We start from the raw sequence: 22,914 nt of genomic DNA, 5'->3' as shown, positions 1-22,914 counted from the left end.
GAAATTTGCTCAAAAAAGCGGTTTTTAACCATATTTTCTTCGGCATCCTACTTATTTACACTCTATTTTTTTTGAAAAATTAGGCTTTTATCAAATTTACTGGTTATTGGAAATATGATATAGTTTATTTTACTTTACGAGAACAAACATTTTCTTAACCTAACTAAATCTTTTTATGAATCCAAATTATACACTTTATCTTCTCCACTCTTCTTAGTTATTCCTTTACATCGGAATAATAATATTTTATTTAGATTTTTTTGATTATTGCATCGCCTTTCCAATTTACCCAAAAAGCGCGATGTGGTAGTATTGTATTGCTTTTATTTTCAAACAGCTAATGTTGTTTGCTCGGTGTGCGCTTACGCGATTTTTAATAATTACTTAATCTAAACAAACTAAATCACCTTTATGAGGAAATCTCTATTTCTGAGCTTTCTTTTAGCCTGTGTTTCGTGGATTTCTTTACAAGCCCAAGAGCGCAAGGTTACAGGAAAGATCACCTCGGCAGAGGACGGAACGCCGCTGCCAGGCGTGTCGGTAGTTGTGAAAGGTACAACCAAAGGTACCAATACAGACGCCGACGGTAATTACTCAATTATGGCTACCAATAGCTCTACTCTTGTCTTTAGCTTTGTAGGTACGCTTACTCAAGAAATCGGAGTAGGAAGTCGTTCGGCCATTGATGTGAAGTTAGCTTCAGACACCAAACAACTCACCGAGGTAGTCGTAACAGCTATCGGGATTCAACGTGAGAAAAAAGGCTTAGGCTATGCCGTCACCAACGTCGGGGGAGAATCACTCCAACAACGCTCTGAGCCCGACCCCCTTAGAGCTCTTTCTGCCAAAGTCCCTGGGGTTACAATCGTAGGAGGAGGTGGCGCCCCTGGTCAAGCTACTAAAATCAACATTCGTGGCTTCAACTCATTGACTGGTAGCACTCAGCCTCTTTTTGTAGTAGATGGTATTCCCTTTGATAACTCTGTAAGTGCTGGTGGAGCAGGTAGCTTTGCAAATAATACTGGCGCTTCAAACCGTGCATATGACATCGACCCCAACAACATCGAGTCTATGACTGTGTTGAAAGGTGCAGCAGCTGCAGCCTTGTACGGCTCGCGGGCGGTCAATGGTGTCATTTTGATTACTACCAAAGCCGGTAGCAAAAAGGCTCGTAAAGGCCTAGAAGTAAGCTATAACATGTCTTACAATACTGAAAAAATCTCCTCTTTACCCGAATATCAAGACGCTTATACCCAAGGTTCTAACCAGAACTATAGTGGTACTTTTATTGGAAACTGGGGACCTCCAATGCCTAATTACGTTGATAAAGTAAACCAACAGTATTATGATGGGCAACCTCGCTATACCAAAACTTACAGCACTTACCGCTACGGTCCTAATGCTGGCAAGCCTTATCCTGATGGTTTTGCAGAGCATCAGCTCAACCTCAACCAAAACCTATGTGCGATGTATCCTGAATTGTGTGACCAATACGGCAATGGTATTGCAGAGCCTGTAATGGCGCACGATGTGGTGGGTGGTTTCTTCAAAACAGGGCAGCTGTGGGAAAATGGGATTAACATTAGCTCTACGGGTGACAAAACTTCCTTGAATGCTACTATCTCTCGTATGACCAATGAGGGAATTGTACCTAGCCAAAAATCAAGCCGTACCAACTTGAGCTTCGGTGGAAACGCTACTCTAGCCAATGGTCTTACTGTCTCTGGAAACGTTAACTACGTAAATACTACTACCGCTAACCCTCCCCTCGGAGCAGGCTATTATACTGATTATGGCGGATTCAGCAACGAAGGTTCTATCTTCGGGCGTTTGTATTATTTGCCACGTAACTACAATTTGAACGGCTATCCTTTTGAAGATCCACGGAACGGCGCCAACTTATTTTACCGTTCGGGTCTTGACAACCCACTTTGGAGTATCAAATACAACAAAGGAACGAGCGAGGTAAACCGTGCTTTCGGTAACTTAGCATTATCTTATGATGTTACGCCTTGGTTCAATATTTTGCTCAAAGGAGGTATCAATACTTATAGTGACCGCCGTGTGCGTAGTACCGCCAAAGGAGGTACTGCCCAGCCACTTGGTTTTATTCGTAACCAAGATGTAGGCTTTATGGAGCAAGACTATAACCTTATCATGAGTGTCAACCGTGAGTTTGGTGAAAATATCTCTTTCCGTGCTTTAGCAGGTGGTAACCTTAACCAACGCTTCAACCGTAGCCAAACCATTTCGGCAGTTGATATTATTTCGCGTGGCCTCGATAGAGCAAGTGCCACGGCCTCTCAAATCGTAACTGAAGACTTTACTTCTTTACGTCGTCTGTATGGGGTATATGCCGATGTATTGGTAGGTTACAAAAATATGGTGTTCTTGGGATTGACAGGTCGTAACGACTGGTCTTCAACCCTGCCTGCCGACAATCGCAGCTACTTCTATCCTGCGGCTACTTTGTCTTTCAACTTTACGGATGCATTCCAAATGCCTTCGTTTGTTGACAATGGTAAACTACGCATAGGATATGGTAAAGTAGGTAGCGATACTGATCCTTATCGTCTACAAACTGTATATCCACTTGGCGTAGCCTATCGTAACTATGCTGGACAGACTTTCTATCGTGCTAGTTTGAGCGACCGTGCCAACAATGCCACTCTTCGTCCAGAGTTTAAAAGCGAGCTAGAGGTAGGATTGGAATTAAGTTTCTTGAAAAGCCGTATCTCTGCCGACATTACTTGGTTTAACTCTGATGCTAAAGACCAAATCATTGCTCAACGTGTAGCGGCTTCTTCTGGTTTTACAGAGCAAATCGTAAACGCTGGGTGGATTAACAACAAAGGCTGGGAAATCTCCTTAAATTTAGTTCCTGTGCGTCTTGCTAATGGTTTTGAATGGTCGAGCAGCTTTGCCTTTACCCGTATTCGTTCTCTTGTAAAAGATGCAGGCCCTCAAGGCTCTATCTTCTTAGGTGGAACGGGTACCTCTGCCTTAGGTACTATCCACAAAACAGGCTATCCTTATGGGCAGATTTTCGGAACAAAAAATGCGCGTGACAAAGACGGCAATCTGCTAATTAATGAACTTGACGGTCTGCCTTATGCCTTACCTACTTCACAAATCATTGGAAATCCAAACCCTAATTTTACATTAGGCTGGACCAATACATTCTCATGGAAAGGTATCAATTTGGGTATCTTACTTGACTACCGCGATGGAGGTCAAATGTGGTCATCTACTGCTGCTTCTTTATTATTGCGTGGGATGCTCAAATTCCAAGAAGATCGTGAGGCTCTTCGCGTAGTACCAGGCGTATATGGTGACAACACCAAATTTACTACTGATCCTGCCACTGGCCAAACTTACGGTACCCCTGTACTAGGAGATGACGGCAAGCCGTTGGTCAACACTACGGGTATTACTGCTTTTGACTGGCACTTCTCTCGCGGATTTGGAGCGTATGGTCAAGATGAAGTAAACGTTTATGACATCACCACTATTCGTATTCGTGAGATTTCATTAGGATACACTATTCCAAAAAAATGGTTGACCAAGACTCCATTCGGAAGCGCCCGCGTATCTGCATCAGGTCGTAACCTTTGGTTCCGTTCACCCAACTTGCTCAAAGGTTTAGGGTTTGACCCTGAAGTACTAGGCTCATTCCCTGATTCAAATATCCAAGGGTTTGACTTAGGTGCTCAACCTTCAACACGCCGTTTTGGGGTAAACTTGAATCTCACGTTTTAATCTAACCAATGAGAATGCACATGAAAAGATTTTTAAAATATATCCAACGTACCGCTTTGGCCTTAGGGTTGATGATAGTAGTAGGCAGCTGTAATATGTTTGATCTTAACATCAATACAGACCCTAACAACCCCTCCAAAGCTGACTTTGCCTTGTTGTTGACTTCTTCACAGCTTAGTACTCTAGGATTTTTCAACAACTTCAACAACGACGCTCACGGTTTTATGGGTGTTATGTCAAGTTCTGATTCTTACAACCTGAGCAACAACTCCTATAATGGAGGCTGGAATGATTTCTATTCAAATGGCGCTAAAGACCTAGAAGAAATCATCAAAGCCGCCGAAGCTAATACCTCTGCTCAATATTATCTTGGGATAGCTCAAGTGATGAAAGCTTATCACTTCGGTCTGTTTGTAGATTTGTTTGGGGATGCTCCTTACACAGAGGCGTTTGCAGGAAACTATGAAGCGGCAAACATCAACCCTAAATTTGATGCTGGAAAGGATATTTATGAAGACCTCATCAAGCTTTGTGATGCAGCAGTTGCCAACTTTGCCAAAACTGGCCAAGCTACCGTAAGTGGTGACTTGTACTATGGTGGCAATATTGCTTCTTGGACTCGTCTAGCTAATACTGTCAAATTGAGATTGTTGATTAACACTCGTTTGGTACGCAACAACGCCGCTGCAATCAACGCTATCTTGACAAGTGGCAATTACATCCAAACTGCAGCACAGGATTTCCAATTCCGCTACAACCGCCTAGCCAACCCTGAGGGTCGTCACCCTTGGTTCCAAGGGGGATACGTCTCAAACCCAAGTTCATTCACTTATTTCTTACATCAATACATGTATGAAATGCTATTGGATGATGACCCACGTTTTCCATTTTATTTCAAGCGTCAAACTACATCTATCTTGAATCCAAATGACCAAGGACAGGCCAATACTATTCCTTGTTCACAAGCTTCAGGATGTACGTATGCTTATTTTGTGTTGAACCAAGATATCATTAAAGCACTTTATACCGACAAAGGAAAGCCTTTCACAAACAATGACCGTTTGTTTTTGGCGGGTATATTTGGCCGTGACCGTGGTGATATTTCGGGGGTTCCGCAAGACGTAAACTTCCGTACTTCTCCAGGTGCTTATCCTGCAGCTGGTGCTTATGATGCTTTGACATACAATGCCGCTGGTACACTTACGGCTGCTACTACCGGTAACACCGCTGCTTCACGTGCAGGTGATGGTATCACGCCTCTTATCACAAGCTGGATGACTAAGTACTACCAAATTGAGGCAATCTTGTCAGGTATTTCTACTGGCAATGCACGTCAACTATTTGAGGCGGCTATGCGTGAGCAAATGGCTAAAGTAGTATCAGTAGGCTCCGCAGCAGATGCAGCTGCAATTGCACCCACTACTGCTGCCATCGACAAATATGTCAATTTATACTTGAAACGCTATGACGATGCACCTAATGACGCCCAAAAACTAAACATCGCTTTAAAACAAGCATGGTTTAGCAACTTCGGTAATGGTCATGAAATGTATACGGCATTCCGTCGCACAGGTTATCCTAACGATATCCAAAAGCCTATCGCTCGTTTCCGTCAGTTCCCATTGCGTTTGCCTCAACCTCAACAAGAAACCGACCTCAACAAAAGCGCGCCTAAAAGTCCAGTTGCGTTTGATACGCCAGAAGCTGCTGTTTTCTGGGATGTGTTGAAGTTTAAGTTCCAATAATTTAAAACCTGAGAGAAATATGAAAACGACGAAGATACTAGCTTCTTTTTTATCAACAGCTCTCGTGGTAATGTTTGCCTGCGAGAAGCCCGAATTAGATCCCAACCTTACCCCGCAAGGGAATGCGAATGCTTTTGGGACGTTTATTGTCAATGGACAACCTCAAAAAACGCCATTTGCACCTAGTGCTACCCTCAACAGAGGGGCAGATGCCTTATCTCGCACTATGGCGGCATGGACCACCGCACCTGTAGATGCCCAAATTCGTTGGAATTCTATTGACAAAAGTGTTAATATTACTAAAATTGATATTTATGTCACTTTTACAGAAGCTTATTTGGCATCTGACGGTTCCACCACTACTGCCAACCACGGGCTTAAATTGTTGACTACGCTCAATGGACCAGCCCTTCGTACTGATGTAAAGTTTAGCATTCCTTATACTCAAATCTATGATTTGTATAAAGCGGCCACTTTCAAGTATGATGGAAAAACAGACACCCAAGTGTTTGGCACTGCTTCTAAACGTACGGCTACGGTTCCTTTCTTAGCAGCTCGAACCGCTAGCAACGGAAAAGCATTGGCGGGTGATTTGTTTACCTTTACTTGGAGATTGACCAGCGATAAAGGACTTATATATCGTAGCTGGAGCCCTTCGGTATGTACCGAAGTACAAGGTGCCAACTGCTCTATGGCCTTACGCGTCAACTAAGTTTTGATGTACTGACTTACAGACAGGGCGGGCGAAAGCTCGCCCTGTTTTGTTAAGGATAGAACTTGTATTTTTGTCTTATAAAATTTCTTTTGGGCATGAAATTCTTCATTGCATTTTGGTTAATATTTGGCACCGTGTGTTTGGGTTTTACCCAACAAAAAATTACCTATACCGAACATATTCAGCCTATTATAGCCAAAAACTGCATGATATGCCACCGCCCAGGGGGTATCGGGCCTTTTAGTTTAATTTCTTACGAAGACGTAGCAAAACGCTCTGAGTTTATAGCCAAAGTAACTCAAATCAAATACATGCCTCCTTTCCCGGCCGATAAGTCTTTTCAACATTATGCTAATCAACGAGGATTGGATTCTACTCAGATTGAACTTATACAACAATGGGTAAAGCAAGGAAGCATGGAAGGAAAGAAGAAAAAAAACGCTTCTCTTTCATCACCAAACACCCCTCTTTCTCTCTCTTCCCGAACGCCAGACCTTACCTTAAAAATGGCGAATGCTTTTACTATCCCTAATACAGGCATCGAAGAGTTTAGGTATTTTCATATTCCGACTCATCTCACTAAAGACGTCATGGTAGAGGCGATTGAGTTTGTGCCGGGCAATCGCAAAGTAGTTCATCATAGTAGAGTGATGGTAGATACAAGTGGGCGTATGAGCGGCTTAGAGGGAATGGAAGCTTCTGACCATCGGCTAGTGGAATTTCAGAAGATACCCATGGCTGACCAATTTTTGTACGGGTGGGTGCCTGGCAATGACCGCATACAGTTTCCGACGGGAGTTGCCAAAAAGATACCGGCTCGTGCCAACTTAGTCCTCAATATTCATTATTCTCCTTCTCCAAAAATACAAACCGATCAATCCACGGTCAATCTTTATTTTGCCAAAGCGCCCGTCAAGCGAGAGATTCAATCTATGATTTTTTATGAAGAAGACATTACTAATCCTCCTTTTTATATTCAGGCCAATGCTCAACCCAAATTTTATATGAGCAAAGGACCAATTCAAGAAGATATTTCGGCGATTTCGGTACTTCCTCATATGCATTGGCTAGGCAAGTCATTTAAGGCATTTGCCATTACTCCTGATGGCGATTTAGTGCCTTTGATAAAAATTGATAACTGGGATTTTAATTGGCAAATGACCTATCAGTTTTCTACATTACTTCCTATTCCGAAAGGCTCGGTCATCATCGCCGAAGCCGAATATGACAATACAGAAGCCAATCCTCTCAATCCCTTCAAACCTACCCGTGATATATCGTACGGGTGGAGCTCTACATCAGAGATGATGGAGATGGTGCTTTATTACGTCAAATACCAACCCGGCGACGAAACCCTCAAGCAGTAATACACTACTGATACAAGATAGCCCTTTCGACCTTAGGAGGAAGTGGCCCTACCGTGCTTATTTTGAGGGCTGCAATGTTGGCTCCTGCTTGGGCACATTCGGCGGGCGATTTGCCATCAAGCCAAGCCGTCAAGAATCCCGCCCAATAGGAATCTCCTGCACCCGTAGCATCTTTGACTTCAATAGGGCGGCCTGCGATTTCGACGTATTCTTTTCCAAAATCAGAAGAAACAATACTTCCTTTTCCGCCCAAAGTCAGGCAGACCAACTGAGCTCCCATTGCATGAAAAGTATTGATAATGTCGGAATTGGAACGTGGCTCACCAAAAATACGCTCGGCATCATCTTCACTCAATTTGACAAAAGTCCCATTTTTACAATAATCGGCAATCACTTTTTGCGCTTGGGTGCGGTCGGGCCATATTTGAGGAGCATAGTTTGCATCTAAGCTCACAATACATCCTGCGGCGTAGGCCCTTTGAGCGGCCTCCACTATGGTATCTTGGGCGGGTGCTTGGCTCAAGGCAAAACAAGTGGTATGGAAGAAAGAGGCATTTCGCAACAATTCATCGGTAATGTGAACAGGATGAATCATACGGTCGGCAGTACGATAGGCAATAAAATCGGGCGTTCCCTTTGTACGCGAAACCAGCACTATACTTGTTGGAGCCATGCTGTCGCTGGCAATATAGGCAGTATCCACGCCCGTTTCGGCTACTTTTTGGATCAAGTAGGTACCCAAATTATCGTGGCCTACACAGGCTACTAGAGCCGTGGGATTGCCTAAGCGAGCCATATTAGCGGCCAAGTTTGCGGGGCTTCCACCCTGAAATCTTCTGAAAGTTTCGGTATCCGACAGATTTTGCGTAAATTCTGTTCCAATCAAGTCAGCGAGCAGCTCCCCCACCGAGACGAGGGCGTATTTTTTAGGTATCATAGGTTATAGGAAAGATTTCCGCAATTTATATTTAAACTTGACACGTTTGCAAAACCCTCATGGAAGATATTAAGCCTTGTTCGATGTCATTGTTCTTTTGCAGCCTTATTAGCTATAAGCCTTGTGTTTCTCCGAGGCATAATAAAAATGTTACCTTGAAAGAATAGCTTCGAAGAAGCTTAATCTTTGTAGCATGAGGTTTTCCCTTACACCAAAGACTTCGGAGAAGTCTAAGCTTATTAAGTGTCCTAAAACCCACCTACCCACAAGTTTTTGATTTGAGCTCTCCCGCCTTGGGTAGTAAACCTGATACCGCCCTCATGCTTGGTCGGAAATACCCACTCTGTAAGAACTTGTTCGCCGTCTTGAACAAAGATTTCGAGAATAGATTTATCGGCCAATATTCTCAATTTAAGCTTACCCTCTTTCAAGGGTACTTTGATACGCTCAATACTCGAAAACCGTGGGTGAAAATCGACTTGTCCAGACCGTGTTCGATCCAGTGATAGCTCTTGAGTAGCTACCTCATAACGCACCGTGGTAGCCTCGCCTTCGCTTTCTAATACATTCAAAGCTAGGCTTTTTGCTTGCCCAAAATCAAGTTCTACATTCAAATCAAACACATCACCTTTAAAGGGTAAAACGTAAGAATCGGTTATGGCTTTATTTTTAATACTAAATACCTCTTTTTGATTACTTTTCAGCTGTTTTGCAGGCTGTTGAATCAGTCGAAGCCCATCAGATGTTTTTTTGAGAGACATCTCACGCGCCACCGAAAACGCCCCGCGCCATACATCTCCTGTCGGAATATCGCCTGCATATTCCCAATCATTCACCCATCCAATCATCATGGGTTTGTGCGACTTAGGAAGGTTATAAAATGGAATCGCCGCATAAAAATCCTTGCCTTCATCTACATACAGAATATCTTTTTGTTTTTGGGGAGTAAACGTTTTCCCATCAAAATCTCCTACAAAATACTGCATCGCTAAATAGTTTTTTTGTCGATGCCCACTCGAAATCATCAATACCCATTTTGATTCTTTGCTACCTTCTACTGGTACTTTGGTAAGCGATGGACACTCCCATATTTTGGTCATATCGCCTTGTTTGCCAAACTCACTCAGCAATGTCCATTTTTTCAAATCTTTAGATTCATAAAACTGAGCGGTATACTCTAGCGGCTTTACGACGGTCATAATCCACGCTTTTTTGTCGGGATACCAAATCACATTGGGGTCTCTGAAATCTTTCATCCCCAAATCTAGCACGGGATTTTTGTCATAAAATTTCCAAGTTCGGCCTTTGTCGGTGCTATAAGCAAGGCTTTGGTGCTGGGCTTTACCTTCAATATGCGATGTAAACACCGCCACCATTCCTTTCTTGAAACCTTTCTCAAAAAAACCAGAGGTATTGAGGCTATCAATGACAGCACAACCCGAAAAAATCATGGTTTTGGTACCATCAGAATTATCAAATTCGGGCAACGCGAGCGGTAATGTTTCCCAATTTTTGAGGTCACGACTCACGGCATGTCCCCAACTCATGTGTCCCCATTTATTACCAAAAGGATTGTATTGATAAAACAAATGATATTCGCCATCAAGATACACCAAGCCATTGGGGTCATTTACCCAGTTTTTAGGAGACGTATAGTGATAAACGGGACGATACTCTGGATAGGATTTTGATTGGGCGAATCCAACTATCGACTTAAGTACAAATACGCCTATGATTAATTTTTTTTTCATGTGTGTGTGTCTTGATTTCGATATGTATAAAGATAAGAATGGCCGCTGTCGATTTTAACTGCGACCATTCATTTTAGTGGGCTATGAGCTTGTTTTAATACCCTGGATTTTGCTTATACAAACCGTTGGTAAACGTAATTTCGGCCTGAGGAATAGGCAAATACTCATCACGCCCTGCCGTAAACTTAGCAGTAGCCAAAAAGGTACGACTGATTTTTTCTTTGGCGATATAAGCATTGAGGGTTTGCTCGGCGATTCCCCAGCGCACCAAGTCAAAGAAACGCGCCCCTTCAGTAGCAAACTCCAAACGCCGCTCCCACTGAAGCGCTTTGAAAGCAAAATCTTGGGTCCACCCCGTAGCAGTATAAGGCTTTACGTTGTATTTAGAAGCAAAAGTACCATCAAGTTTTTTGAGACGCCCTGTACTCGCCGCCGCCCTTTCTCGAATTTGATTGATAAGCGGAAGAGCATTGGCAGGCTGTCCAAGCTGAATATACGCTTCCGCTTGCATCAACAAAACATCATCATAGCGAAGTATATCGTAATTTTTGGCGGTACCCATAAAAGGCCCAAGTTTGAAATACGACCCACTCGTAGCCAATTGCTGAAAGCGCATCGTATGGAAATTTCCATAGACTCCCGGGTCGCGTACCCAGCTATTGCTAAACAATCTTGTGTTGTCGTATTTATAGACATGCCCCTCCATCCCGATGGTATGGTCGAGTCGGGTATCTACGGTCTGGGTTGTTAGATCAGCAGGTTTATCATTAAAGGTGTCAAAGTTGGGCAAACCATCTGCATTGGTAGTGTAGGCATTGACGAGGTTTTGGCTTCCCGCATGAAACCCACAGCAGCCATATTGAGGGGCACCGTGTGGGTAATTAAGGCCATCTTCGTAGCTCATTCGCCCAGCAGTGGTGCCGTCATTGATGGTAAACTGAATGGCAAAAATCGATTCGGGGCCATTTTCGGTTTCGGGCAAAAAGTTATCAGCAATATCTTTGCTCAAACTATACTTGCCCGATGCAATCACGGCTTGAGTAAGGGTTATTACTTCTTGCAATCTCCCTTTGTTGATATTGATTACTTTGTGCTGATTGTCTTGCTCGTAAGCTTGGTATAGTCTTACTTTTGCCAAATACGCCTGCGCTGCCAATTTATTGGCTCTGCCGATTTCGGTTTGGCTCGTGGGCAGATTATCAATGGCAAACTGAAAATCTGCGGCAATTTTATTCCATGATTCTTCATTGGAAAGATTGTTTGAGGTTTTCAGAATATCTGTCTCCGTGGCAGTTTCGTCAAAGATTGGAATGTTTTTGTAGAGCAATTTCATAGTAAAATAGCTGTGTGCTCTCAAAAATCTCAACTCAGCCAAGCGTATTTTCTTATTAGGAAAAGTAGTTTCATTGAGCGTATTGACGGCGCGCAAAGCTACATTGCATCGAGAGATAGACTTAAAAAGGTTTTGCCAAGTACGCGTCACAAAAGAACCCATGGTAGGAGTCACCAAATTATAATGCTCAAGGGCATCTACTTCACCCACATCTCCTGTACCTCCTCCGCCTTTGTAGCTATCGTCGGAGCGTACACTACCATAAGCCCACATGCTGTAGATAGGGCCTATCATATCGCCATTGCCGATAGCAGCATAAGCCGCTGTCACCAAACCGTCAATTGCGGTAGGAGAAGTAAGGTCAGAAGAGGAAAGTACACCTGTTGGGGTATAGTCGAGGGCATTTTCGCACGAGCTAAAAGCCAAAACCCCCGAAATAAATATAGTAGAGAATATGTTCTTTTTCATGTTTGGAAAATTTTGAGGCATTAAAATGACGCATTTACACCGAAGGTAAAAGTTTTGGGAATCGGCACTGGCCCAAGGTCGATACGCTCAGGGTCAGGGCTTAAGTAACTTTTGCTTTTGAACCAAAATAGATTTTCGGCCATCCCAAATACCCGAAGACGGCTAAATACCCCTTTAGGATTAATATTATAGCCAAGCTGGATGTTGCGCATCTTGAAATACGAAGTGTTGACAATAAAATAGTCTGATGTGCGTCCTTCGTTGTTGTTGTCTTTGAGGGTCAAAGCCGGAACGCTGGTATTGGTATTTTGGGGAGTCCAAGCATCAAATACGCCCGGCCCCACATTCTCACGTCCTTTCATGAGATTATTAAACAAGGTATAAACATCAAACCCTTTTCTACCCGCTACTCCGGAGCCAAAGATTGATAAATCAAACTTTTTGTAGCTCATGTCAATTCTTACACCATATTCAAGAGCCGGTAGCGTAGTTCCTATCCATGTGCGATCTAGGTCATCGATTCTGTTATCATTGTTGATATCTACGTAGCGAATTCTACCTGGTGCCGCACCTACCTGTGCAGGGGCTGCATCTACTTCCGATTGTGATTGGAAGAGGCCATTGGTTTTGTAGCCAAAAATATCAAACTGCGAATGTCCAATGATGGTATTTACGAGGTTTCCGGGATAGGCAGGACGTACATTTTCGGGAAGTTCCGTGATTTTGTCCCTAAAATGGGTAAGATTGGTTACAATGTTGTACTTCAAATCTCCAAATCCCGCTCCCCGATAGCCCAACACAAACTCCCATCCTTTGTTAGACTTCGAAGCACCATTTACCGCTTTTGATTGCCCCTCGCCCAAAGCCGAAGCTACAGGAGGCGTAATCAAAATACCAGTAGTACGACGAGTAAAATAATCAAACGAACCAAAGATTTTGTTGTTCAAAATCGCGAAATCAGTACCTACGTTGATTTCGTCGGTAGTTTCCCATTTTAGGGCTGAGTTGGCAGCTTGCGTCTGCACAAATCCCGAAGGTAAAGTGCCGGAATTAGCCCCCGACAAAGAATAGGCGGTGCCGATATTCATGTATTGTTCCCAAAAACCTCCTCCAAGTTGCGCTTGTGTAGTGCCATAACGCGTATCAAACAATCCAAAACGAGCCAAATCACCAATTTGTTGATTACCCACACGCCCTACTCCGATTCTGGCTTTCAACTCCGAAAACAACGTATTGTTTTGCATAAACCCTTCTTGGTCGATTCTCCACCCAAAAGAGGCGGCTGGAAATATTCCATAGCGATTGTCGGCCCCAAACCGTGAAGAGCCATCGCGACGAACCGTGACCGCCGCTAAATATTTGTCATTGAAAGTATAATCGACACGGGCAAACTGCGATAGCAATCGGTGCCCTGTAGAGCCGCCCGTCACGGTGGTGTTGCCAGTACCGGCATTGAGCGTAAAATAAGCTTCCGTTTGTAAAGCAAATCCTTCTTTTTTGGTCGTTTGAAAATCCAAATTGGTTTTGATGTATTCAGTACCTACCAAAAATTTGAAATGATTTTTGCTGTTCAAATCTAGGCTATAGCGGAGCGTGTTGGACCAAGTAGTGCTTAAGTAATGATTCTGGTCAAAAAATAAGCTATTGGTGGTACGATTGAAGGCTCCTTCCGAGAAAGTGGGCGTAATGACTTTATTCAAAAAGCGAGCATCGTCGGCACCCAAGTTAGATTTAAAGAATAGGTTTTTGAGGAGTTCTACTTCTACAAAAATATTTCCAAAAGAACTCAATCGACTGGCGTTGTTCCACTTAGCGATGTCTTGCATATGCAGGGGATTGTTGCGATCCGAATAGCCCGCTCCCGAAGCTCCTGCATACGTTACACCGTCTTTTTGATATACCGGAATTGTAGGAGCCAACGTCACAGCCAATGAAGTAGTAGTAGCACCTCCCAAATCAGTAGCTGTCAAGGTCTCATTCGAGTCTGCAATTCGTAGATTGACCCCAAATTTTACTTTGTCATTAAATGCTCTCGTCATCGCACTGATACTACCACTCAAACGGTCGTAATTGGTAAAACGGAGCATTCCGGTATTTTTGAGATGACCGATATTGATTTCTAAAGAAGAGGTTTTATTGCCATAAGATGCCGTGAGGTCATTGCGAGTCACGATGCCCGTTTTGTACATTACATTTTGCCAATCGGTATCTCCTACAGGAGTATTGGGATCACCTCCCACAAAAGGCTTTAGCGTCACTTTGTTCAAAGTAGGATTCGCAAAGTTTTTATTCCAATCAAAATCATAGATTTCACCATAGCCCGCCGCAGGGTCTTGTCCGTCGTTGACCGAGGCTTGCCACAAAGCCCTCCCTCTATCTACGGCATTTAGCATTTTAAAACGCATGGCTTTTTCGGACTGAGCCGAAATACTGCTATTGAATTGAAATTCTATTTTCCCATTGGTATTTCCTCCATTTTTGGTGGTTACGATAATGACCCCATTGGAAGCACGTGCCCCGTAAATCGACTCTGCCGAAGCATCTTTCAATACCTGAATGGATTCGATATTGGCCGGATTCATATTTTGAAAAACTTCTGGACGCACCGTCGGAATCCCGTCAATCACATACAGAGGGTCGTTGTTTCCTAGGGTATTGGCACCGCGAATCAGAATACGACTATTGGAACCATTGGGAGAGCCATCTCTTTCGATATACAACCCTGGCACACGCCCTTGCAATGCCTGCATAGGATTGCCAGAGCTATTGTTTTTAAGAGGTTTTAGCTCCACTACCGCTACCGAGCCCGTCAAATCTTCTTTTCTTTGAGTGGTATAACCTACCACTACTACTTCGCCCAAAGCCCCACCAGGCGCAAGACTAACAGTGACATTGTTGGTAGAAGTAATGACTACTTCCTTGGTGGTATAACCAATAAATGACACTTTCAAGGTGGTAGCATTGTCGGGAACCGAAAGCGAAAATTTCCCGTCTCCGTTGGCTGTGGTTCCGATAGTAGTACCCGCAATCAGGATACTTGCTCCTACGAGGGGTTCGTTGTTGTCTTCGCCCGTCACGGTCCCCGTAACGACCCTCTGCGCCATGACAACTTGCAACGACAGTAGCCAAACTGCGATGCTCAGAAGATAATTCTTCATCTTCATAAGGTAGAGATTTTTAGTGTTCATAAAATGGGAGATTATGTAAAATGGGGGGTTAAAAAAGATTGAATTCCGGAAACTGTCACATAGGGAGTTGCGCCGCGATAAGTAGCTACCAACGACCCCATAGCACAAGCAAATTGAAGACTATCCGTAGGGGTTTTTCCTTGTAAGAGACAAGTGAGTAGCGCTGCCAAAAAAGAGTCACCACTTCCAATGGTGTCTTTTACTTCTACCTGAAATCCTGCGCTATGATAAAATTGACCTTTTGTCCAGAGCAAGGCACCATTCTCGCCTTTAGTGATGCAGATGGTCTGTATATCAAAAAGCTCTGCCAAACGTATCACAGCCATCTCTTCGTTGGTTCCGAGTCCATACCAAGTAGCTATAACATCCAGCTCTTGAAGGTTCATTTTGACCATATTGGCTTCTATCAACAACGCTTTAATGAGTTCGGAATCATAATAAGGAGCGCGCAGATTGACATCAAATACTTTGAAAGAGGCTTTTTTTAGCAAACGAAAGAGGGTTTCGGCGCTTGTCGCACTACGAGCGGCCAAACTTCCGTATACTAGCACATCCGAGTGAGCCACCGCTGCTTCGAGTGCCTCATTGGATTGGATATAATCCCACGCTACTGGATGGACGATTTTGTAGGTGACCTCATTTTTGTCGCTCACATTGGCTTTTACTACGCCAGTGAGGTGGGTTTCACCCTGCTGAATCAAATGAGTCGATAGGCCTTTTTGCTTCACAAAATCTAGTAATTCCTCTCCCAAATCATCACGCCCTATGCGGCTAACCATCGTGGGATTGTGACCTAAATTTTTGAGGTGAACGGCTACATTCATGGGAGCACCACCAGGTTGTTTGCCAGTAGGCAATACATCCCAAAGCATTTCTCCAAAACAAACAATATTGGTTTCCATATTAGCGAGGCAGTTTTATAACTTATTGTAAATCAGAGACAATTATCTAAAAAATCTAAATGCACATTCGGAGCAATGCTTAATGAGCAAAAACGGTGGGCTGGATTTTTTCGAGCGTAGAGCCCTTGGTTTCGGGCATGATTTTCCACACAAAAACCAACTGAAGAAGCATCATACCAGCGAAGAATAAAAACGTATGACCTCCCCCTAAATAACTAGCGATAGATGGAAAGCTAAAAGCCACGATTGCGGCCATAATCCAGTGCGTAAAACTCCCCAAAGCTTGCCCGTTGGCACGTACTTCGTTGGGGAAAATCTCTGAAATAAATACCCAAATCACTGCTCCTTGGGAGAAGGCAAAAAAAGCAATGTAAACAAACAACAACACGGGTACGGTGATACCAAAATCTTCGACATAAAAAGCCCGCGCTACCAAGCCCAACGTTATAATCAGCCCCACAGAGCCAATCAGCATCAACTTACGGCGCCCAAAACGGTCGATTACGTTGAGTGCTAAGAGCGTAAAAATCAAGTTTGTAAGCCCAATTCCCGCCGACGACAATAAAGCCGAATCTTTGCCTAAGCCTGTCATTTCAAAAATACGTGGCGCATAATAAATGATCGCATTGATGCCCGATAGTTGATTGAAAAGCGCAAACAGTACCGCCAACACAACGGGGGTTTTGTATTTTCCCGAAAACAAATTGGGTGTACGACCTATCGTATCATTTTGAGCATCCGAAATACGCACCAAAGTTTGCTCGGCAGTGGCGGGGTCAATAATTTGAAGAATAGACAAAGCCTCCTGAGTCTTGCCCTTTTTCAATACCAACCAACGTGGACTTTCGGGGATATTGAGAACCGTAATCACAAACAGCAAAGCCGGAATTGCCTGCACACCCAACATCCAACGCCACGCCTCTTGAGGTATATCTTTTAAAAAATAATTGGATACATAGGCAATCAGAATTCCAAACACCACATTGAACTGGAAAAGAGCTACCATCTTACCTCTCGAATGCGCAGGCGAGATTTCGGTAATATACATAGGAGCTGCTACCGAAGAGGCACCTACCCCCAAGCCTCCCAAAAATCGAAACACTAAAAACAAACTCCACTCATGTGCCAAAGCGGTGCCCAAAGCAGAAAGCAAATAAGAAACTGCAATCCAAAACAAGGTCTTTTTACGGCCAAGGCGCTCGGCGGGAATCCCCCCAAAAAAAGAGCCTATGACGGTCCCTATCAACGCAATAGATACCGTAAGGCCATGCTGGAAAGGAGTAAGCGACCAAAGTTGTTGGAGTGTTTGTTCTACTCCCGAAATTACGGCGGTATCAAACCCGAACAGAAAACCACCTAACGCGGCCGTGATAGACCAAAAAAAGATACTGTTTTGACGACTCATTCGATAAAAGATTTAGCGTTTGGTTTCTACATCGCAATGGTCAACCCTGCGATTGAATGAGTCAAAAGTAGAAGGGTATTAGGAGATTAGATTTTGGTTTTCTTTCAAATATTTATAAATTCAAAAAAATATACAAAATATTGACTTTCAGACTTTTAAATAAAAATATCCACAAAAGTATTTAGAAAATGTTACATCGTTTTTAAGAAATCGTACATGATTCTATCCTAATGATTACGCTAAGAAACGGCAGCTAACGCATTCCTTTCATTGAAATCATAGTCCATTTCCTTTTCGATATTCGGAGGGCGTTTGATTTTGTTTTTGGCGGAAGAGGGTCGTGAAATAAGCAGGTGAGTTGAAGCCAGTTTCATAAGCAATTTCTGCGATACTTTTGTTGGTTTCGCGCAGTAGCGTTTTGGCCTTATTGATTCTTATTTCGGTGATATAGTCATTGACATTCATTTGTAATAATGCCTGTACTTTTCGGTAAAGTTGTACCCGAGACATTCCCATTTCGGTGCTCAATTTTTCGACCCCAAAGGCCGCATCCGAAATGTGCGATTCAATACGAGCCGTTAGTTCGTTCAGAAAACGTTTTTCGGCTTTGTTATCACTCGTAAAAACATATTCTGACCCAAATCTCCGTTGAACCTTGGCCCGATTGTTAAGCATTGTTTTGATGGTTTCGCTAAGATGAACCGTATTGAAAGGCTTGGTCAAGTACACATCTGCACCGGCTTTGGAACCTTCTATTTGGGCATCTATTTGGCTTTTGGCCGTCAACAGCAATACAGGAATATGCGAAGTTCGGAAATCTTCTTTGACACGATGAGTAAGTTCAAAACCATCCATTCCGGGGAGCATCACATCGCAAATAATCAAGTCAGGAATTGTCCCTAAAATCCCCTCCCAGCCTTCTTCTGCATTGGTATAGGCCGAAATAGACGCCATTTTATTGAGTTTATTTACTATGTAATAGCTCAAGTCTGTATTGTCTTCAATGAGCAAAATAGTGGCACTTTCATTTGAACCCTCTCCCACCGACTGCGGCAGAGACGACAGTAGGTCTGTATCTTCAAAGAAAATAGGAGTGATACGTTCTGTGGGTTCAAGGGAGGTCTTTTCATCAATCATTAAGTGGGCGTCTCCCTTGGGTAAGGTAATAGTAAAGGTTGTCCCTTCATTTTTGGACGATGCCACTTCAATATCACCGTGGTGTAAGTGTACAAACTCCCGCGATAGTGCCAGCCCTAAGCCAGTACCTAAGCTGTATTTTTTTTGTCCACTAAAATACAAATCAAAAGCCCTTTCCTTCTCTGTTTCCGACATTCCTTCTCCGTTGTCTTTGACTATAATCTGCACCTTGTCGGGCGATTCTTGCAATGTCACGTGGATATATCCTCCTCTAGGCGTGTATTTGAAAGCATTCGAAAGCAAATTGAACAGCACCTTATCGAGTTTTTCGGGCTCAAACCACAAAGCCACACGGCTACTGGAAGGGATAAATTGCAAGTCAATTTTAGACTTCTGAGCTTTCTGTTGAAAATCAGCTACGATTTCTCGCAAAAACAACACAATATCTTGCTCAGAAGCCTGAAGGAGTTGTTTGCCAGCGTCGGTTTTGCGAAGGTCGAGCATTTGATCCACCAGTCTTAATAGCCGATGAGCATTTTTTTGGATATACACCAGACCCGTTTTGAGGTCTTTTTGCGAAATCGCTTTTTGACTAAGGAGGTCTTCGACGGGCGTCAAAATCAAACTCAGGGGAGTACGAAACTCATGAGAAATGTAAGAATAAAAGCGCAGTTTTTCTTCCGTAGCCTGCCGTGCTTTGTTCGACACCTCCTCTATTTTATTTTTTTGCTCGTTGATTTGTTGGTTTTGCAACTCCAGTTTTTTGTTGGACAATTGTTTTGCCCTTACCAAATACAGCGCCCAAACCCCTAACAATACCGCCAATATCAAACAGGTAATAATCACATACAAAGCGTTTTTTTGGGTGGCGTAGGTGTCATTCAATTGCCCGATTTTTTGGTTTAATTTTTCAATATCCTGCTGTTGATGCAATAACTTATCACTTTGGGCTTTGATGGCCTTAATGTTGCTGTGGTCAATCCGAATAGAGCTGAGGATATACTCTCGCTTGGCTGCTTTACCTGCCAAAATCTGAGCTGCTACTTCAATCGCCTCTTCGCCCCCCGTAGGATACAAAAAAGTCGCCGTTAGTTTTCCTTCCATCAATCCTTGAAGGCCGCTTTTTGCTCCGGGGAGACCGTCTATTCCAACAAATAAAGGAAGAGGGTTGATACCTGCTTCTGTGCAGACACGTTGTACACTCAGCGCCATGACATCATTGTGAGCAAAAACCAAATCAGCCTGCCGTAGCAAATCAAGGTGAGCCTGAGCGGCTTTTCGAGCGGTATCTTGTTCCCACTCGCCATCAAGTTCACCTATTAACTCAACGGCCTTGCTTTTTGTAAGCCCTTCTACCAAACCTTTATGACGCTCTTGGGCAGGCGAAGAGCTTCGAAGTCCCCAGACTTCTACCACTTTGCCTTTGTTTTGAAGGAGATTGGGAATCGCTTCGCCCACCATTCGTCCAATCTCCAAGTTGTCGGCCCCAATGAATGAATTATAAGAATCTGACGTGATTTTGCGGTCGAGCAGAATCACGGGAATACCACTTTGAAAAACGGCATCAATTGCTTCGGTCAAAACGGGAGAAGTCTCATTGGGAGAAATGATAAGTAAATCAATACCTTGAGCCACCAACTCCCTGATTTGGGTCAATTGCGTGGAAGTGCTATTGGCGGCATCTTTATACAGCAATTTAAAATGGGGATAAAGCGCAAGCTCTCTATTCATGTCGTTGAGCATTGCCCGCCGCCACTCATCGCCGCCCGTGCATTGCGAAAACCCAATGCTGTACGTCTTCCTTTCGCTGGCAGACTGACATCCCCCACCCATCCATATCAAGATAATAAATAGTAATCGTAGTCGCATTGGAGTTTCTCTTCGGGTCGAAAGTACACAAAAGATACTTTTGTCGAAGAGATTTCATAACAAAAAAGTCAAGTAAAATAAAAAAAAAGTCCAACCCCTGTGGAGGTTAGGACCTTCTTTATACGAGGCGCTTAAACTTACCGCCCATCTTGAACTCTAGACAAAAGCTAAATTTTTGTTTAATTGGCTCAGTACTCTCTAAGGAAAAATGCAAAGATTTTTTCTAATACAACAAGGGTTCTGTATATTGAACTTTTTCCCGAATAGCTTTCTTCTCCAAAAGCACACTGGGGTCATATCCATTCAGTTCTTTCTTCATTTGTTCAATTACCTTTCTCTGTTTTTCTGTTGTTATTGAATCATGTACATAGGCAAGAAAAACATAGGCATTTTTATCAAACTTTATTTTAAATTGTCTATTTGCTCCCGTATTTGTACTTACACTAATCAGAACACTATCTTTCATAGGTTCTTCAATAATAAAAGTATCATAATTTGGGGTAATAGTAGAATAAACAAAATTAGTATCAACAACTTTCCGTCCTTCAATCCATACATTTATATTAACTATAGTATCTACTCTACTTCCATTTTCAATATAAAAGGTAATCTTATTTTTTTTAGTTTGGCAGGCCACCAAAATCAACATTAGAAATACACTGAATGAATGTTTCATAAGTTCAATATTTTATCTAATTTCCTGACAAGCTACTTCTCGAGATATTTTCAATATTATTTGTTAATCATAACCAAGCTATGTGCCTGTAACTAATTCAGAAATACGTTTTATAAAGTGGTACATGGGCGTTTTGAGGAAGTTCTTGTTGGATTTTCAAAAACGAGACACTTAGGCAAGGTAGCTTGAGGGCTTTTAAATGCAAGCCTATTTCTGTATTGACCATGAGACTAGCACCTTTGACTCCGAATAAGGGAATTGGGCAGCCTATTACTATTCTTGGCAAATAGGGAGCTCGGTAGTCGCTATAAATATAAGAATGGCATGCCTCACAAGTTTTCTCAAAAAATATACTACCTCTTACAAAAAGATAATAACGCGGCAGAAAAGTACGGTAGGTTTCAATAATATTTTGATGAGCATCAAGCAAAGTACCCAACATCAAATAGTCTTCTACTTTCACAAATTTTGCCAATTCTTCCAATAAAGTTATATGTATTGCCCACACAGGTACACCTTTAAAATGACTCATATAATAAATACTACATTGTTTTTTATACATTTCTTTTATTTGAATATCTGGAAGCGTCTTGATACCTGCTAATGGTTGGCCACAAGTCCCGCAGAACGAAGGATGATTAACCAATTGATGATAGTCCACCGGATCTAATAAATCATCTCCTTTCGCTATAACCTCATAATACTTAGGGTGTTTTTTTGTAGTCTCCATTTTTAATAATTTGATCTAATTGTTTTTGAATTTGTGTCCCATATTTCGTGTCACTGTCTATGGTTAATATAAAGACAAAGCAAGCCCTTAGGCAATTATTCCAGAATACTCCTCTTGGTTGATGCGTTTTTATTGTTTTTTATAAAATTTTATTTTTCTCTAGTTTTCAAGAGACAGGCTTTCGATAGCATTTATTTATTACTAAACCTAGCGAATTAACTTGCCAAGTTCAATCCATTATTTATTTTCAGCCAAATCATAAGGAATTTCTTTCCAGCCCTCAAAGGGAACATAACTAAGCGTGTCGGGTACTTTGATGCTCCAAAAGATTTTATGTATACTTTTTGGTTCTTTACAATAGTATTGTATCAACAAACGCCTTTCCTTTAGTTTCTCTTTATCTATCCACCATCCATCCTCTGATTCTGAGCGTCCTACCGTAGTATTGTGTTCGACTCTAATTTGTCTTGCTTGAAACTGATACTTTATTCGAGTCATCCATCTTGATGTATAAACACTCTTTATTTCCCCTATTGTATATCTAGAGCATTCTTTCATTTTTTTTGATACTTCATTTCTATAGTAGAAATCATAAACTATTACTATAATCATGATGACACAAAATGCAATTCCATATTTTTTTTGATTTTCAGCCATTACTTATTTTTTTATCATAACTATTATAGCTCTTCTAGCCTCTCTCTCATTACAAAAATTTAATTTACTTCTATTAATCTCTTAAAATACTCACTCTTATTATACCTTAAATTTACCAAAAAAAACCACAAACAAATTTATCCACAAGCACAAAATCATTATTTCTAAAACTTCAGATGTAAATTGTTGATAATTTTTATAAATTACCAACAATTTACATTTTATTTGTGCAAAAAACATTATCCAAATCACCTAAAAAAACAACAAACTATTTT

14 protein-coding genes are annotated in these 22,914 nt (G+C 42.3%); 4 read left to right on the top strand and 10 right to left on the bottom strand.

What is annotated here, in order from left to right; all coding sequences use genetic code 11:
• The first annotated feature begins 411 nt into the window (after positions 1-411).
• From P1X15_RS01995 to P1X15_RS01980, 4 genes are all read left to right on the top strand, one after another.
• On the top strand, positions 412-3,759 hold the full coding sequence (locus P1X15_RS01995; protein ID WP_277336465.1) for a SusC/RagA family TonB-linked outer membrane protein: 3,348 nt from the start codon (positions 412-414) through the stop codon (positions 3,757-3,759).
• Between the two features lie 20 nt (positions 3,760-3,779).
• Positions 3,780-5,504, top strand: a complete 1,725-nt coding sequence (locus P1X15_RS01990) for a SusD/RagB family nutrient-binding outer membrane lipoprotein (protein ID WP_277336464.1) — start codon at positions 3,780-3,782, stop codon at positions 5,502-5,504.
• 19 nt (positions 5,505-5,523) lie between these two features.
• Positions 5,524-6,216, top strand: coding sequence for a hypothetical protein (locus tag P1X15_RS01985; protein ID WP_277336463.1), 693 nt, complete (start codon positions 5,524-5,526; stop codon positions 6,214-6,216).
• 98 nt (positions 6,217-6,314) lie between these two features.
• Positions 6,315-7,586: a hypothetical protein gene (locus P1X15_RS01980; protein WP_277336462.1), complete on the top strand. Its 1,272-nt coding sequence runs from the start codon at positions 6,315-6,317 to the stop codon at positions 7,584-7,586.
• Between the two features lie 4 nt (positions 7,587-7,590).
• On the opposite strand, the gene P1X15_RS01975 is transcribed toward P1X15_RS01980, so the two are convergent.
• The 10 genes from P1X15_RS01975 to P1X15_RS01930 all read right to left on the bottom strand — a co-directional run bounded on the left by P1X15_RS01975 (position 7,591) and on the right by P1X15_RS01930 (position 22,639).
• Positions 7,591-8,523, bottom strand: a complete 933-nt coding sequence (locus P1X15_RS01975) for a carbohydrate kinase family protein (protein WP_277336461.1) — start codon at positions 8,521-8,523, stop codon at positions 7,591-7,593.
• A gap of 248 nt (positions 8,524-8,771) precedes the next feature.
• Complete coding sequence (locus P1X15_RS01970) at positions 8,772-10,274, bottom strand: glycoside hydrolase family 32 protein (RefSeq protein WP_277336460.1); 1,503 nt, start codon at positions 10,272-10,274, stop codon at positions 8,772-8,774.
• Positions 10,275-10,368: 94 nt separating this feature from the next.
• Complete coding sequence (locus P1X15_RS01965) at positions 10,369-12,075, bottom strand: RagB/SusD family nutrient uptake outer membrane protein (RefSeq protein ID WP_277336459.1); 1,707 nt, start codon at positions 12,073-12,075, stop codon at positions 10,369-10,371.
• Positions 12,076-12,095: 20 nt separating this feature from the next.
• On the bottom strand, positions 12,096-15,233 hold the full coding sequence (locus P1X15_RS01960) for a SusC/RagA family TonB-linked outer membrane protein (RefSeq protein ID WP_277336458.1): 3,138 nt from the start codon (positions 15,231-15,233) through the stop codon (positions 12,096-12,098).
• 41 nt (positions 15,234-15,274) lie between these two features.
• Positions 15,275-16,165, bottom strand: a complete 891-nt coding sequence (locus P1X15_RS01955; RefSeq protein WP_277336457.1) for a carbohydrate kinase family protein — start codon at positions 16,163-16,165, stop codon at positions 15,275-15,277.
• 79 nt (positions 16,166-16,244) lie between these two features.
• Complete coding sequence (locus tag P1X15_RS01950; protein ID WP_277336456.1) at positions 16,245-17,570, bottom strand: sugar porter family MFS transporter; 1,326 nt, start codon at positions 17,568-17,570, stop codon at positions 16,245-16,247.
• Between the two features lie 276 nt (positions 17,571-17,846).
• Positions 17,847-20,576, bottom strand: coding sequence for a substrate-binding domain-containing protein (locus P1X15_RS01945; protein WP_277336455.1), 2,730 nt, complete (start codon positions 20,574-20,576; stop codon positions 17,847-17,849).
• Positions 20,577-20,799: 223 nt separating this feature from the next.
• Positions 20,800-21,252, bottom strand: a complete 453-nt coding sequence (locus tag P1X15_RS01940) for a hypothetical protein (protein WP_277336454.1) — start codon at positions 21,250-21,252, stop codon at positions 20,800-20,802.
• A 97-nt stretch (positions 21,253-21,349) separates the two neighbouring features.
• Entirely contained in the window at positions 21,350-21,982 is a 633-nt protein-coding gene (locus tag P1X15_RS01935) for a hypothetical protein (RefSeq protein WP_277336453.1), read from the bottom strand.
• A gap of 237 nt (positions 21,983-22,219) precedes the next feature.
• Complete coding sequence (locus P1X15_RS01930; RefSeq protein WP_277336452.1) at positions 22,220-22,639, bottom strand: hypothetical protein; 420 nt, start codon at positions 22,637-22,639, stop codon at positions 22,220-22,222.
• Positions 22,640-22,914 lie beyond the last annotated feature (275 nt).

Source organism: Runella sp. MFBS21, from assembly GCF_029433105.1.
Classification (GTDB): domain Bacteria; phylum Bacteroidota; class Bacteroidia; order Cytophagales; family Spirosomataceae; genus Runella.
The sequence above is the reverse complement of the archived record's forward strand: the minus strand, read 5'-3'. Positions and strand labels throughout refer to the sequence as shown.